This is a genomic window from Streptomyces sp. NPDC036822, assembly GCF_055609145.1.
In genome coordinates this window covers 16,235-30,347 of sequence record NZ_JBVJPY010000005.1, presented here as the reverse complement: position 1 = coordinate 30,347, position 14,113 = coordinate 16,235, and the positions used below count along the sequence as shown (strand labels likewise).

General features: G+C 71.0%; 9 protein-coding genes and 2 pseudogenes. 6 read left to right on the top strand and 5 right to left on the bottom strand.

The window, feature by feature from the left end:
* Nucleotides 1–336: 336 nt before the first annotated feature.
* On the top strand, nt 337–990 hold the full coding sequence (locus ACZ68P_RS13445) for a DUF4232 domain-containing protein (RefSeq protein WP_471005655.1): 654 nt from the start codon (nt 337–339) through the stop codon (nt 988–990).
* Between the two features lie 38 nt (nt 991–1,028).
* Here the strand turns inward: ACZ68P_RS13445 and ACZ68P_RS13440 are convergent.
* A pseudogene (locus ACZ68P_RS13440) lies at nt 1,029–2,492 on the bottom strand (acyl-CoA dehydrogenase family protein); the annotation flags it as partial.
* A gap of 132 nt (nt 2,493–2,624) precedes the next feature.
* Nucleotides 2,625–2,990 (bottom strand): annotated as a pseudogene (locus tag ACZ68P_RS13435) (acyl-CoA dehydrogenase family protein); the annotation flags it as partial.
* A gap of 366 nt (nt 2,991–3,356) precedes the next feature.
* Here ACZ68P_RS13435 and ACZ68P_RS13430 point away from each other — a divergent pair.
* From ACZ68P_RS13430 to ACZ68P_RS13420, 3 genes are all read left to right on the top strand, one after another.
* Nucleotides 3,357–4,595: a metallophosphoesterase gene (locus ACZ68P_RS13430; RefSeq protein ID WP_471006351.1), complete on the top strand. Its 1,239-nt coding sequence runs from the start codon at nt 3,357–3,359 to the stop codon at nt 4,593–4,595.
* Nucleotides 4,596–4,770: 175 nt separating this feature from the next.
* On the top strand, nt 4,771–6,786 hold the full coding sequence (locus ACZ68P_RS13425) for a GmrSD restriction endonuclease domain-containing protein (RefSeq protein ID WP_471005653.1): 2,016 nt from the start codon (nt 4,771–4,773) through the stop codon (nt 6,784–6,786).
* A 367-nt stretch (nt 6,787–7,153) separates the two neighbouring features.
* Nucleotides 7,154–8,398 carry an outer membrane protein assembly factor BamB family protein gene (locus ACZ68P_RS13420; RefSeq protein ID WP_471005652.1) on the top strand — a complete coding sequence of 415 codons (1,245 nt, stop codon included), beginning with the start codon at nt 7,154–7,156 and terminating at the stop codon, nt 8,396–8,398.
* Between the two features lie 173 nt (nt 8,399–8,571).
* Here the strand turns inward: ACZ68P_RS13420 and ACZ68P_RS13415 are convergent, their stop codons facing one another.
* Nucleotides 8,572–8,994: a YjbQ family protein gene (locus ACZ68P_RS13415; RefSeq protein WP_471005651.1), complete on the bottom strand. Its 423-nt coding sequence runs from the start codon at nt 8,992–8,994 to the stop codon at nt 8,572–8,574.
* A 260-nt stretch (nt 8,995–9,254) separates the two neighbouring features.
* On the opposite strand from ACZ68P_RS13415, the gene ACZ68P_RS13410 reads away from it, so the two are divergent.
* The gene (locus tag ACZ68P_RS13410) at nt 9,255–10,322 is read left to right on the top strand and encodes an NAD(P)-binding domain-containing protein (protein ID WP_471006349.1); all 1,068 of its coding nucleotides are present in this window, start codon (nt 9,255–9,257) and stop codon (nt 10,320–10,322) included.
* Nucleotides 10,323–10,455: 133 nt separating this feature from the next.
* Here the strand turns inward: ACZ68P_RS13410 and mltG are convergent, their stop codons facing one another.
* Together mltG and ACZ68P_RS13400 are read right to left on the bottom strand one after the other, a co-directional pair.
* Complete coding sequence (mltG, locus tag ACZ68P_RS13405; protein ID WP_471005650.1) at nt 10,456–11,319, bottom strand: endolytic transglycosylase MltG; 864 nt, start codon at nt 11,317–11,319, stop codon at nt 10,456–10,458.
* 286 nt (nt 11,320–11,605) lie between these two features.
* Nucleotides 11,606–13,498, bottom strand: a complete 1,893-nt coding sequence (locus ACZ68P_RS13400; RefSeq protein WP_471005649.1) for an ABC transporter ATP-binding protein — start codon at nt 13,496–13,498, stop codon at nt 11,606–11,608.
* 94 nt (nt 13,499–13,592) lie between these two features.
* Between ACZ68P_RS13400 and ACZ68P_RS13395 the strand changes: the two genes are divergently transcribed.
* The gene (locus ACZ68P_RS13395) at nt 13,593–14,069 is read left to right on the top strand and encodes a MarR family winged helix-turn-helix transcriptional regulator (RefSeq protein WP_471005647.1); all 477 of its coding nucleotides are present in this window, start codon (nt 13,593–13,595) and stop codon (nt 14,067–14,069) included.
* Nucleotides 14,070–14,113 lie beyond the last annotated feature (44 nt).

Below are 14,113 nucleotides of genomic sequence, written 5' to 3'. Positions count from 1 at the left end.
GGGGCCTCAGCCGCCGGAGCCGGGGCGGCCACTGACCGGGGCCTCGCCCGCCGGAGCGGCGCGGGACACTGACCCGGGGCCTCACCCGCCGGAGCCGAGCGCGGGCCACTGAGCCGAGGCCTCGCCCGCCGAGGCCGGGCGCGCCCCGACGGTTCCACCCGAGCGGGGCGCGCCCCGACCGTCCCACCGGAGCCGGGCGCGCCGACCGCGGGGCGCGGCTCCGGCCGAAGACCGTGGTGGTTTCGGCGAGACACCGTCACGAATTCGTGAACCTTCGGCGGGACGCTGGTGCTCAACACAGCGCACTTCGCGCTTCTCATTCGGGGGGACCACACCATGAGCACCGTACGCAGAGTCGCCGTCGTCCTCGCCGCCGCCGGAACCGCCCTGGCCCTGGCCGCCTGCGGGCCCACCGAGGACGGCGCGTCGGGCGGGGCCGGGGGGCCGGCCGCGAGCCCGTCGACGTCCGCCGTCCCGTCGAAGCCGGGGACACCGTCGACGCCGCCGAAGCCGTCCAAGCCGTCGGCGACCCCGGGTGGTGGCGCGTCCGGAGGCGGTGGCGGCTCCTCGGCCGACTACGACGTCTTCCCGTGCAGCACACACGACGTGACGTTCACCGCCACCCTGGCGGAGCCCACGACCGGCAGCTACCTGCTGAAGATCACCAACAAGGGGACCAAGGCGTGCCGGGCCCTGGGGCATCCGGTCATCACCTTCGGCGACCTGGACGGGCAGGCCACGGCACGGGGCGAGGCCCCCGGGATCGAGGAGGCCCTGAGGCTTGAGCCGGGCGCGTCGGCGTACGCCGGGCTGATGGGCGGCGCCAAGGACGGGACGGGCAAGACCGTCCACACGATCGGGATGACGATGAACACCGAGTCCGACCTGGAGCAGACGCCGCTCACGGCCTCGACCCCCGGCCTGTACGTATCCGACAAGAGCTCCGTGACGCCTTGGGTGGACAACGTGGAGGACGCGCTCAGCCTGTAGTCAGGCCGCCCGCCGCTCCCGCCCTGCCGTGCCCCGGATCAGCCCACCAGATCCGGGGCACGCAGCATCTCGGGCGGGATGCCCCACGCGTCGACGAGGTCGACCGCGAGAGGCCGGATCTTGCGGCAGAGGTCGTTCACCTCGCGGCTGATCGCCTTGGAACGCTGGACGGTCAGCCGGCCGTGCTCCATGAACCAGGCCCGGTCCGCCTCGATCGTCGAGAGGGCGAACAGGTCGCACAGCAGCCCCAGCGCGACCTTGTCGTCCCCCTCGGGCTGCGCGCGCACCTTGTCGACGAACGCCTCCAGCACCAGCCGCTCGACGTGCGCGTGGGCGAGCGCGATGACGTGGTCCTGCACCTGGGAGAAGACGGCTCCCGGGTCGCGCTTCTGGTCGATGCCGCGCTTGAGGCGTCGGGCCACGCCGGCGAGCATGTGCTCCTCGCGGTAGCGGACCATGGCGAGCTGGTACTCCGAGTCGAGCAGGCCGGCTTCGCGGTCCCACGCGTCGCCGCCGGGCAGCAGGTCGCGTACCCGCTCCAGCAGCTTGTGGGCGGAGGTCTTCTCGATGATCGTCTCGAGGGCGAGGCCGGTGACGTAGCGGACCATGCCGAGCTGGTCCAGGTCCTCGAACTCGCTGGCGTGGTCGGTGAGCAGGCCCTTGGCCACGAGCTGCAGGAGGACGTGGTTGTCACCCTCGAACGTGGTGAAGACGTCGCTGTCGCTCTTGAGGGCGGCGAACCGGTTGACGGCGAGATAGCCGGCGCCGCCGCACGCCTCGCGGCACTCCTGGACGACGCGGGTGGCGTGCCAGGTACCGAGCGCCTTCGTGCCGGCGGCCCGTGACTCCAGCCGGCGCCGCGCGTGCGGATCGTCCTCGGCGCCGGAGAAGACGTCGTGCAGCTGTGTGCGCACGACGTCCTGCGCGAAGTGCAGGGCGTAGGTGCGCGCGATGAGCGGCAGCAGCCGGCGCTGGTGCAGGCCGTAGTCGAGGAGCAGTTGCTCCTCCCCGTCGGCGGTCGCTTCGAACTGGCGGCGCCGTACGGCGTACTTGGTGGCGATCGTCAGGGCGACCTTGGCGACGTTGACCCCGGCGCCTCCGACGCTGACCCGGCCCTGCACCAGCGTGCCGAGCATGGTGAAGAAGCGCCGGTTGGGGTTCTCGATCGGGCTCGTGTAGACGCCTTCGGGAGTGACGTCGGCGAACCGGTTGAGCAGCGCCTCGCGCGGCACGCGCACTCCGTCGAACCACAGACGGCCGTTGTCGACGCCGTTGAGGCCCATCTTGCGGCCGTCGTCCTCGATCCGGACGCCGGGCGCCGGCTCGCCTCCGGCCCGGATGGGCACGACGAAGGCGTGCACCCCCTCGGAGGTGCCGCCCACGTCGAGCTGGGCGAAGACGACGGCCAGTTCGGCGTGGCGGGCCGCGTTTCCGATGTAGTCCTTGCGCGCCTGGTCGCCCTGGGTGGTGATGACGAACTCCTGGCTCGCGGCGTCGTACCTCGCGACGGTGCCGAGCGCCTGCACGTTCGAGCCGTGGCCGGTCTCGGTCATCGCGAAGCATCCCATCAGCCGCCCGGTGACCAGGTCCGGCAGATAGGCGTCGTGGTGGCGCTCGGTGCCCAGGTGCAGGATCGCGCCGCCGAAGAGTCCGAACTGGACGCCGACCTTCACCAGCACCGACAGGTCGCCGAAGGCCAGCGTCTCGAACGCGGCGATCGAGGCTCCGATGTCACCGCCCCCGCCGTACGCGCGCGGGAACCCCATGCCGGTCTGTCCCGTCGCGGCCATCTCGACCACGATCTCGCGCACCCGCTCCCGGAACGCGTCGACACCGAGCTCGTCGGCATCCTCGAGCACGGAGGCGTGCGCCGTCAGGTTGGCGCGGACAAGGTCGCGGACCTCGGCGTACTCGCCGTCGAGCAGCGCGGTCAGCGCGCGGACGTCGATCTCGGGCCGGACGTAGCCGCTGGTGGCAGGGGATGCGTTGTCGGAGGCCATGCCCTGTCGCTACCCCGCGCCGGAACGATCAACCAGGGCGGCGGAGCGGTACCGCCACACGGGTCGCCCGGCGGGTGCGGCGGATCCGGTCGGTACGGGTGCCCATCTCCGGTTGTCCGCTCCGGGGCGATCCGGTGGTCCTCCCGGAACGCTCGCCGGAGCCCGGAGGACGATCCCTTCCGCGACGGCGGACAATGGGCTCCGCAGGCGAGCTCCGGGCGTCGTGGCCGGAGCGGAACCACGGCATGGCGGCGGATCATGTCGGGGCCGCCGACGGATGGCTGCTACGACGACGCTCCGGCTTCGCCACCCGCCGGCTCCGCGCTCCGCGCACGATCCGCCGGACAGAGCCACAGGAGGGCAAGCGTGACAGAGACCAGCAGCACCCGATCCGCCGCCGACGAAACGCAAGGGGCACAAGAGGCGCCACGGAGCCGACTGCGGCGCGTGATGCGCTACCTCCCCCTGATCGCCCCCGTCCTGCTGTGGGCCGTGCCGTGCTGGGTGCTCCTGCACACCGGCCAGCACTGGCCGCTCCCCGTCACCCTGGCCGGCACCACGCTGTTCGCCGTCGGCCTGATCGCTATGCCGCTCGCGATGGCGCGCGGGCACGGCCGGCGTCAGCAGGACCGGGCGGCGATCATCGGTGACGCACTGCTGGGCGGCATCTGGGTCGTGTTCACCTGGTCCGTGCTGCTCGGCGTCCTGCTGCGGCTCGCCCTGGTCGCCGCCGGCGTCAGTGATGGACAGGACCGGGCGCGCCTCGTCACCTGGGCCGCCCTCGGCGTGGCCGCCGCGCTGCTCGCCTGGGGGTACGCCGAGGCCCGACGCGTGCCACGCGTGCGCCGGCTCGACGTGGAACTCCCGCGTCTGGGAGCCGGCCTCGACGGCACCCGCGTCGTCCTGATCACCGACACCCACTACGGCCCGCTCGACCGCGCCCGCTGGTCGTCCCGGGTCTGCGAGAAGGTGAACACCCTGGAGGCGGACCTGGTCTGCCACACCGGCGACATCGCGGACGGCACGGCCGAACGCCGTCGCGCCCAGGCGGCCCCCCTGGGCACCGTGCGGGCGACCCGGGCCCGCGTCTACGTCACCGGCAACCACGAGTACTACAGCGAGGCCCAGGGCTGGGTCGACCTGATGGACGAGCTGGGCTGGGAACCGCTGCGCAACCGCCACCTCCTGCTCGAACGCGGCGGTGACACCCTCGTGGTCGCCGGTGTCGACGACGTCACCGCCGAGTCCTCCGGGCTGGCGGGCCACCGCGCCCACCTCGCCGGAGCCCTGAACGGCGCCGACCCCGACCTCCCCGTCCTCCTCCTCGCCCACCAGCCCACGTTCGTCGACCGTGCGGCCGCCCACGGCATCGATCTCCAGCTGTCGGGCCACACCCACGGCGGCCAGATCTGGCCCTTCCACTACTTGGTCCGCCTCGACCAGCCGGCCCTCGCCGGCCTCAGCCGCCACGGCACCCGCACCCTCCTCTACACCAGTCGCGGCACCGGCTTCTGGGGCCCGCCCTTCCGCGTCTTCGCCCCCAGCGAGATCACCCTGCTCGTGCTCCGCTCCCCACAGCGGTCCACCTCGTCCGAGGAGCAGTGACCGGGAGGGTGCTGTGCGGCAGCGGGACGAGGACGGCCACGCCCGCCGCGCAGCCCCGCTTCAGACCGGACAGGCACGTCGTAGGGGTTCGACTTGCTGCCATCCAACGACGACATGACAGAACGGCCTTCCCCCAGCGCCTGCGGGACATCGAGACCGGTCGGCCATGCGTTGCTTGGAGTGGCGCAAAGATCCGAAACCGGCCGGACATACCCGGATGGCGGCTACCGTGGGTGTGACGGATCACCTGAGTGCTGGGGGCGGCATGGGACTGGCGAACGAAAAGATCATTTCCCAGGTCGAGAACCTGCTGCGGGGCACGGTCGTCATTCCCTCCATCCAGCGCGACTTCGTCTGGATGCGGCCTGACGTACGTGATCTCTTCGATTCCCTCTACCGTGGCTATCCGGTGGGTGCCCTGCTGTTGTGGAAGACCAGCCTGAACGTCCCGTTTAAAACGGCCGCTGTCGTCCAGACCGACAAAACGGCGGCCCATCCCCTCTATCTGCTGGACGGACAGCAGCGGCTGACCTCCCTCGCCTGGGTCTACCGCCCGCAGTCGAAGGCCGACGGTCGGCACATAGACCTGCGCTTCGACGTGCGTACCGAGGAATTCGTGACCCCGAGCGCCGTGCAACGCAAGGATCCGCTCCTGATCCCGGTGTCGACGCTCCTGCAGGAGAACGTGCAGTTCTATCCGGTCCTCACCAAGGCCGGGGTGTCAGCCGACGACCCCGACTTCGGCAGCTGGATGCAGCGGCTGCAGAAGGTGAACAACATCCGGTATCACCAGATCGCCGTCATCACCTATGAGTCCGACGACTACGAGGAGGTCGCCGAGCTCTTCGCCCGGCTGAACAAGGGCGGCCGACGGCTGTCCAAAGGTGATCTCGTGTACAGCGCCATCGCGGCCCGCTGGTCCGCCGGCCTGGACACCATGGATGCCTTTCACCAGGAACTGCGGGACAGCGACTTCGACCTGAACAGGGAAGCCGTCCTGCGCCTCATGAGCCTCCTCGCGGGCACCGGCGCCCATCACATCAAGCTCATCGGAGCGGAGGTGGACGAGACTGCGCTGAAGGAGGCGTGGCACGCCACCGAGAGGGCCCTTCGCTTCGCCATCGACTTCCTGAAAGGCGAGTGCTCGATCCCCCGGTCCGAGATCCTCTCCTCGCCGAATGTCGCGATCGTGCCTGCGCTGCTACTCCACCATCGGAGCGGCAAGCTGCGTCCGGGTGAGGCGCAGCTGCTGCGTCGCTGGGTTTACACGGCTATGGCCTTCAGCCATTACTCACTCCAGGTCGAGGGCAAGCTCGACGCGGAAGCCCGGCTGATCAGGTCCCGGGCCGGGGAGGACCTGTTCGCCGAGCTCATCCGTCGGGCCTCCGGCCCTCGCTCCCTGGACAGCGCCCTTCACCCGAGGGACCTGGAGCAGAAGTACTCCACGCACGCCTTCTTCAAACTGCTCTACATTGCGGCGCTGCGGGACAGGGCGCGTGACTGGGCGACCAACATCGCCATCAACGATCAGCCGATGAACAGCGGTTCCAGGATCGAGTTCCACCACGTATTCCCTCGCGCCCGGGTCCAGGGGATCTACGCGAAAGAGGAGTGGAACAGCCTTGCCAACCTGGCCTTCGTCACCGGTCAGACCAACAAGATGATCTCCTCCAGGCTGCCCGCCGACTACATGGCGGGCGTCGCGCCGGAGCGCCTGGCCGAACAGTGGATTCCCAGCGCCCCGGAGCTGCGGTCCCTGGACCGGTTTCCCGACTTCCTGGCTGCGCGCAGGAGCCTGCTGGCCAACGTCCTCAACGAACTCTTGGGTCTGCCCGCCTACGCCGGGGGGACCATCCGTCAGGACTCCGACGAGATGCCCGCCGATGAGACCGTGATCGCGGAAGATCCCTCCGCCCCCGCACTGGTCACGGCAGACGTGCAGGCGTTGCGCACGGAGCAGGGCGTCGAGTTGCACGCCGTCTACGAAGGTCGGCGCACCACCGCCTACTACGATCCGCCGTCCCGCACCGTGACGATCCCCTCCGGCCCCGGACGCGGCGTGTACGAGTCCCCCAGCGGGGCGGCGGTAGCCGTGGTGCGGTCTCTCAACCCGCACGTCAACCCGAACCGCAACGGGTGGTCGTTCTGGACCGTCACGGCCACGGGGGCGCTCCTGCAAAGCATCCGGTGACGGACGGCAGCCACGGCTGCGCACGTTGTCTGCCGCCCGTCTCTGTCAGACATGTCGGCGGTCTATCCAGGGAAACTCAACCGCACGCGCCGCTCCCCCCTTGTCGACGTTGGTGTCCGCCGACCTCCGCAAGGACAACCCCCACCGTACTTCGACCTCTGCCATGCGCGGGCCGATCCCGCTGACGACGACTGAGGCCGCAGTTCCCGTGTGGTGTCCCGATTGGTTCACGAAGCTGTCGCGGTGGGGACTTGGCCGTCCCCTGTGTCGTGCAGTGACGGATAGCGTTCCTGACGTCGAGGTCGCACGTCCGTGTGGCGCGACCATGCACCTTTCCGCTCTGACGACTCCACGGGGGTACGGCGACATGACCATGCGACGAGACGGCATGCCGGGTGACAGGTTCTCCCGGCGGCGTGCTCTACGGCTGGCCGGCGGTGGTCTCACACTGGCCGTGCTGACCGCGGGTGTGGCCGGTTGTCGCGAGGACGGCTCCGATGCCGGCGGATCCGGGGGGTCCGAGCCGGTCGGCGGAGACAAGCCGGCCGGGGGTGGCGCCGGTAAGGACGGCCAGGCTCCTGAGCCGCTGTGGACGAAGACGACATCGGCCCAGACCTACGGCGACAACGACGAGCTCGTGGCCGCGGGCGGTGTGGTGATCGCCAGCGGCGCTCCCCTGCTCGCACTGGACGCGGCGTCGGGCAAGGAGCAGTGGTCGCTGGAGGACGGCGCGACCCCCGGGGCACCGATGCTGCTCGGCAGCGGCACGCTGTACCTGGCCAGCGCTGGATACGACGGCACCGTCGCCGGCTACGACCCGGCCTCGGGCAAGCAGACCTGGCGCAGCCACCTGGGCAAGGAGTACCGGCAGCCGAGACCGATCGCGGTGGACGACGACCAGGTGTACGTCATCGCCGAGATCCAGGAGGCCGACGGCTCGTCCAAGACCAACGTGATCGCAGCGCTGAACAGCAGTACGGGCAGAGTGGCGTGGAAGGAACAACGCGACTTCGGCACCGAGCAGAACGGTATCCACGCCCATGCCGAGGGTCGCCACCTCGTGTACACGGACTTCAAGAAGAACCTGACGGTGCGCGACACCGCCACCGGCAAGCAGGTGTGGACGCAGAAGACCGCCAAGACCAACTACGGCTTCTTCGCCGTGTACAAGGATCTGGTGATCGTTCCGCAGGGTCCGAAGCTTCTGGCATTCGGCCTGGCCGACGGCTCGGCGAAGTGGTCGATGGAGACCGCCGAGAGCTACGTCGCCTTCAAGGAGCCGGCCGTCCTGGACGACGTGCTCTACATCGCCGACAGCGACCGCACGATGCGTGCCCTCGACCCCCGTACGGGCAGGGAGATCTGGCAGTCGACGGCGCTCGCCGACGCGAATCTCACGGTGCCGCGGCAATACGTGAAGGCGGGCGATGTCCTGTACGCGGCCACGGACCTGGACGAGCGGGGTGGCGTGATAGCCATCGACGCGAAGACCGGTGCCGTGCGATGGACGTTCAACGACAAGACCGGTGACTATCACGCGTGGCTGGTGGCCACGGACGGGAAGCGCGTGTTCGCCCTGCACGGCAAGAAACTGCACGCGCTGCCCGTCTGACGCCCGCGCAGACCGTTCCCACTCGGAACCGGCGCGGGCCTTGGGCCTGCGCCGGCCGATCCTGGACGTCCTGCACGGACCTTCGGAGCGGTGCCTCGGCGATGCGGTCGGCAGACTCCGAGCAGGCACTTTTCCACGGCCACCTTACGTCCGGGCGACCCTGACCGGCCCGGTCAGCCCAGGAAACTCAGCCGCACCTGCCGTTCCGGATTGTCCTTGTTCGTGTCCACCAGACAGACCGACTGCCAGGTGCCGAGCGCCAGTTCGCCGCCGATCACGGGAAGCGTCGCATGCGGGGGGACGATGGCCGGCATCACGTGGTCGCGGCCGTGCCCCCGGCTCCCGTGGCGGTGCTGCCACCGCTCATCGGCCGGGAGCAGGTGGTGCAGGGCCGTCAGCAGGTCGTCGTCACTGCCCGCTCCGGTCTCGATCAGTGCCACGCCCGTGGTCGCGTGGGGCGTGAAGACGTTCAGCAGTCCGTCCCGGCCCTGCGCGACCTCTGCCAGGAAGGAGGCGCAGTCCCGGGTCAGGTCGTAGACGGTCTCTGACGCCCCGGTGGTGACGTCCAGGGTGCGGGTCTCGAATCCGTGACTCATGACTCCATGGTGGCGGACGGAGCAGTCCTCTCAAACTCCCCACGCGCACGGCCCCAGGGCGACCACTCCCCGCCCACGCGACGGGCACCCCGGCCGACCGGGCCCGACGTCCCGCTCGGCACGCCGGCGCGGAGGCTCCGGAGGTCCGGAGGTCCGGTGGTTCGGTGGTCCGGTGGTCCGGAGGCTCCGCTTCGTCCGGAGGGAAGATCCCGGGGCGCCCCGTGGTTGGTGGAATCGTGAACGACTTCGGTGTGCGAGACATGGACGTGGTGGTCGTCGGCGCCGGGCAGGCCGGGCTTTCGGCCGCGTACCACCTGCGGCGGGCCGGCATGGAGCCGGACCGGGACTTCGTCGTGCTCGACCACGCTCCGAAGCCCGGCGGCGCCTGGCAGTTCCGCTGGCCCTCGCTCACCTACGGCAAGGTCCACGGCATGCACGCGCTTCCCGGGATGGAGCTGACCGGCGCCGACGGCCGGCGGCCGTCCTCCGAGGTGATCGGCGCGTACTTCGCCTCGTACGAGGAGCGCTTCGCCCTGCGGGTCCACCGGCCCGTCGAGGTCCACGCCGTCCGGGACGGTGAAGGGGGCCGCCTGCTCGTCGAGACCTCGGAGGGGGCGTACGCCGCCCGCGCCCTGATCAACGCCACCGGCACCTGGGACCGGCCCTTCTGGCCCCGCTATCCGGGCCAGGAGACCTTCCGCGGCCGTCAGCTGCACACCGCCGGCTACCCGGGCCCCGAGGCGTTCGCGGGACAACGGGTCGTCGTGGTCGGGGGCGGCGCCTCGGGGACGCAGCATCTGATGGAGATCGCCGAGGTCGCGGCGGAGACCACCTGGGTGACCCGGCGCGAGCCGGTCTTCCGCGAGGGCCCCTTCGGCGAGATGGAGGGGCGCGCGGCCGTGGCGCTGGTGGAGGAGCGGGTCCGCGGGGGCCTTCCGCCGCAGAGCGTCGTCTCGGTCACCGGGCTCCCGTTGAACGACGCGATCAGGAGCGCGCGGGAGCGGGGCGTCCTGGACCGCGTGCCCATGTTCGACCGCGTCACGCCGACCGGGGTGGCCTGGGACGACGGCCGGACCGTCGACGCGGACGTCATCCTCTGGGCGACCGGGTTCCGCGCCGCGATCGACCACCTCGCGCCCCTGCGGCTGCGCGAGCCGGGTGGCGGCATCCAGGTGGAGGGGACGCGTGCGGTGCGGGACGAGCGCGTGCATCTGGTGGGGTACGGGCCCTCGGCCTCGACCATCGGTGCCAACCGGGCCGGCCGCGCCGCCGTGGCGGAGATCCGCCGGCTGCTGGACCGGGAGCGGGTGGCCCTGGCCGGGCCCTGATCCGCCGTCCCGCCCCGGGGCGTGCGCCCGGCGCCGCATCCGGCGCCTGAACCCGCTGCCGCCGCCCGCCGAAGCACCACGTCGCCTCGACCGACAGCCCGCCGTCGCCGCGCGCAGCCCCCAACGCGTCGTCTCAGCCCGTCGTTGCCGTCCGCCGGTTCGCGTTGAACTCCGCCACGTTCGCCTCGTGTGCGGCGTAGTCGCTCGTGAACCGCGTGTCCCCGGGCCTCACCGTCACGAAGTAGAGCCACTCCCCCTCGGCCGGCGCGATCGCCGCGCTCATCGCCTGCTCGCCCGGGTTGCCGATAGGTGTGGGCGGCAGGCCCTGGCGCTCGTAGGTGTTGTACGGGCTGTCGATCTTGGTGTCGGCGTGTGTGGTGTCCACGGTGGAGCGTCCGAGGGCGTAGTTGAGGGTCGAGTCCATCTGGAGCGACATGCCGCGCGCGAGGCGGTTGTAGACGACGCGGGCGACCTTCCCCATGTCATCAGGGGTGTCGGCCTCCGCCTGCACGATGCTCGCGATGATCACGGTCTGGTGCACGCTGACGCCGTTGCGCTGCGCCCCGGCGGTGATGTCCTCGGTGCCGAACCTCGTGCCCGCCGTGGCGACCATGTAGCGCAGCAGTCCCTGCGGGGTCGTCGAGGACGTCACGGGGTACGTCGCGGGGAACAGATAGCCCTCCGGGTTGCCCCCGGCGGCGGCGGGCAGTCTCAGGCCGGTGGCGGGGGCGTCGGCGATCCGGCCGGTGGTGCCCGCGGCGAGGCCGAGGGAGGTGTCGACGGCGCGGTAGACCTGCGTCGCCCGCCAGCCCTCGGGGATCAGCAGGGTCCGCTCCTTCTCGACCGGAGCCGGGGGCAGCTCGTCCCGCGAGAGGAGCAGGGGGACGGTGACCGCCGTGGCGACGACGAGGGCGGCGCCGAGGAGCAGGACGATGCGGCCGCGCCGGGTCAGCCGGGCGCGGCGGCGGCGGTCGGGCTGCCAGTGCCGGTGCGTCATGGCCGCACGCTAACCCGGCTCCCCCGCGAAACCGGGGAGCGTACACGCGGCGGCGCCGCCGGTCCCTGGGACGGGGTACCGGCGGCGCCGTGTCACTGCGATCGTCAGACGAGCCAGCCCAGGAAGTGGACGACACCGGCGAGCAGGTTGGTGATCACGTTCATCGGGGTGCTTCTCCTCGTGCGTGTACAGGTGTGGGACTGCGCGGTCACGGTCTGCAGCCCGTTGACCGCGCACCGTCATCCTCACGCGTCACAGGGGTACGCGGCAACGAAAGCCGGGACGATCACACGTTCTGGGGAACACCCGATCCCGCGTTCGCGTGTTCGCCGTCCGGCCCCGGGGCGGCGGAGTCCGGGGCGGAGACGGCGGGTTTCGCGTCGGCGTCCCTGCGCACCAGGGCGGCGTACCGGCCGTCCATCGCCACCAGTTCGTCGTGGGTGCCGCGCTCGGCGATCCGGCCGTCGTCGAGGACGACGATCTGGTCCGCGTCGCGGACGGTGGAGAGCCGGTGGGCGATGGTGAGGGTGGTGCGTCCGGCGGAGAGCGCGTCGATGGCCTGCTGGACGGCGTGTTCGGTCCGGGTGTCCAGCGCGCTCGTCGCCTCGTCGAGGATGAGCACGGGCGGGTCGCGCAGGATGGTGCGGGCGATCGCCAGGCGCTGCTTCTCACCGCCGGAGAAGCGGTATCCGCGCTCGCCGACGAGGGTGTCGTAGCCGTCCGGCAGGGCGGCGATGTGGTCGTGGATCTGCGCGGCCCGGGCGGCCGCCTCGATCTCCTCGTCAGTGGCGTCCGGCTTGGCGAAGCGCAGGTTGTCGGCGACGGAGGCGTGGAAGAGGTAGGTCTCCTGGGAGACGACGCCGACGGCCCGGGCGAGGGTGTCGAAGGACAGGTCGCGCACGTCGACGCCGTCGATCAGGACCCGGCCGCCGGTCACGTCGTACAGCCGGGGGACGAGATAGCTGAGCGTGGACTTGCCGGAGCCGGTGGGCCCGACCACAGCGAGGCTGCCGCCGGCCGGGACGGTCACGTCGACGGCGGCGAGGGTGGGGCGGCCCGGCGCGTCACGCTCGTACCGGAACTCGACCTTCTCGAAGGTCACCTCGCCGGCGACCTTCTCCAGCCGGACGGGGTCCGGGGACTCGGTGATGTCGACGGGCAGGTCGAGATACTCGAAGATCCGCTGGAAGAGGGCGAGGGAGGTCTGCATCTGCACGCCGGTGGAGAGCAGGCTCACGGTCGGCCGGAAGAGGCCCTGCTGGAGCGAGACGAAGGCGACCAGCGTGCCCAGCGAGATGGCGGGGCCACCCGACTGGAGGGCCAGGCCGGCGGACCAGTAGATCAGCGCCGGCATGGCGGCCATCACGATGCCGATGGTGGACATGCGCCAGCGTCCGGCCATGGAGGAGCGCACTTCGAGGCCGACGAGGCGCTCGGACTCCCGGGCGAAGGACGCGGTGAGCGAGTCGGCGCGGCCCATGGTCCGGCCGAGCAGGATCCCGCTGACGGAGAGCGACTCGGTGACGGTCGCCGCCATGGAGGCCATCTGCTTCTGGCGCTGGGTGGTGATCTTCTTGCGCTCCCGCCCGACGCGGCGGCTGATCCAGACGAAGACCGGCAGCAGGAGCAGCGAGACGACGGTCAGCCGCCAGTCGAGGGCGAGCATGGCGACGATGGTGGCGATGACCGCGGTGAGGTTGGAGACCAGGGAGGTGGCGGTCGAGGTGACCGTCGCCTGCATGCCGCCGATGTCGTTGGCGATGCGGGACTGGATCTCGCCGGTGCGGGTGCGCGTGAAGAAGGCGAGCGGCATCCGCTGCAGCCGGCCGAACACAGCCGTGCGCAGGTCGTGCATGACGCGCTGGCCGACGGTGGTGGAGATCAGGGTCTGGAGCACGCCGAAGACGCTGTTCATCACGGCGGTGACGATCATGCCGAGGGCGAGCAGGCTGAGCAGTCCCGTGCGGCCCTGCGGGATGGCGGTGTCGAGGATCTCCCGGAGCATGAACGGCGAGGCCACCGACACCAGCGAAGAGGCGCAGACGAGGAGGCCGACGACGGCCAGACGGCCGCGGTAGGGCCGGAAGAGCCGCAGGATGCGCCGCACCTGAGCGGGCTCCTTCGGCTTCGCGGGATCGCGCGCGGGAGGTGTCCAGGAGGACGGTTCGTCGGGGTGCATGGGCTCCTACGAGGGGGTGACGGCACTGGCCTTCAGAGCGTAGCTCATTGTTACCTATACTCACAATGAACAAGGTCCTGATATTGTTCCCGCCATGAACACACCCGACGCCACGAGCACGCCGGGCGTGCGCACGCCGGACGCCGACGGGCTCCTCGCCGAGCAGCTGCTGCGCCTCACCCGCCGTCTGCACCGCGTCCAGAAGCTGCACCTGGAGCCGGTCGGTATCACTCCCGCGCAGTCTCGCCTGCTGCGGAGCGTCGCGCATGACGACCACCCGCCGCGGATGGCCGATCTCGCCGAGCGCCTGGAGGTCGTGCCCCGCGCCGTGACCAGTCTGGTCGACGGCCTGGAGGCGAACGGCCGGGTCCGCCGCGTCGCCGATCCGACCAACCGCCGGGTGGTCCGTATCGAACTCACGGACGCGGGACGCGCGACGCTACGGGCGTTGCGCAGCGCGCGTCGGGCCGCCGCAGAGGACATCCTGGCCCCATTGACCGTCGATCAGCGCGAGGTGCTCGGAGGTCTGCTGTCCGCCCTGGTCGACCACGTGCCGGAGCGCCGCTGCTGACCGCGACCGGCCGCGGCCCGGGGCGGGGGCAGCACCGGGCGTCC

Bases quoted from the DNA above. Each gene is read 5' to 3' on its own strand.
- ACZ68P_RS13445 (WP_471005655.1), top strand. From the start codon at position 337: ATGAGCACCGTACGCAGAGTCGCCGTCGTCCTCGCCGCCGCCGGAACC.
- ACZ68P_RS13420 (WP_471005652.1), top strand. From the start codon at position 7,154: ATGACCATGCGACGAGACGGCATGCCGGGTGACAGGTTCTCCCGGCGG.
- ACZ68P_RS13415 (WP_471005651.1), bottom strand. From the start codon at position 8,994: ATGAGTCACGGATTCGAGACCCGCACCCTGGACGTCACCACCGGGGCG.
- ACZ68P_RS13410 (WP_471006349.1), top strand. From the start codon at position 9,255: ATGGACGTGGTGGTCGTCGGCGCCGGGCAGGCCGGGCTTTCGGCCGCG.
- mltG (WP_471005650.1), bottom strand. From the start codon at position 11,319: ATGACGCACCGGCACTGGCAGCCCGACCGCCGCCGCCGCGCCCGGCTG.
- ACZ68P_RS13400 (WP_471005649.1), bottom strand. From the start codon at position 13,498: ATGCACCCCGACGAACCGTCCTCCTGGACACCTCCCGCGCGCGATCCC.
- ACZ68P_RS13395 (WP_471005647.1), top strand. From the start codon at position 13,593: ATGAACACACCCGACGCCACGAGCACGCCGGGCGTGCGCACGCCGGAC.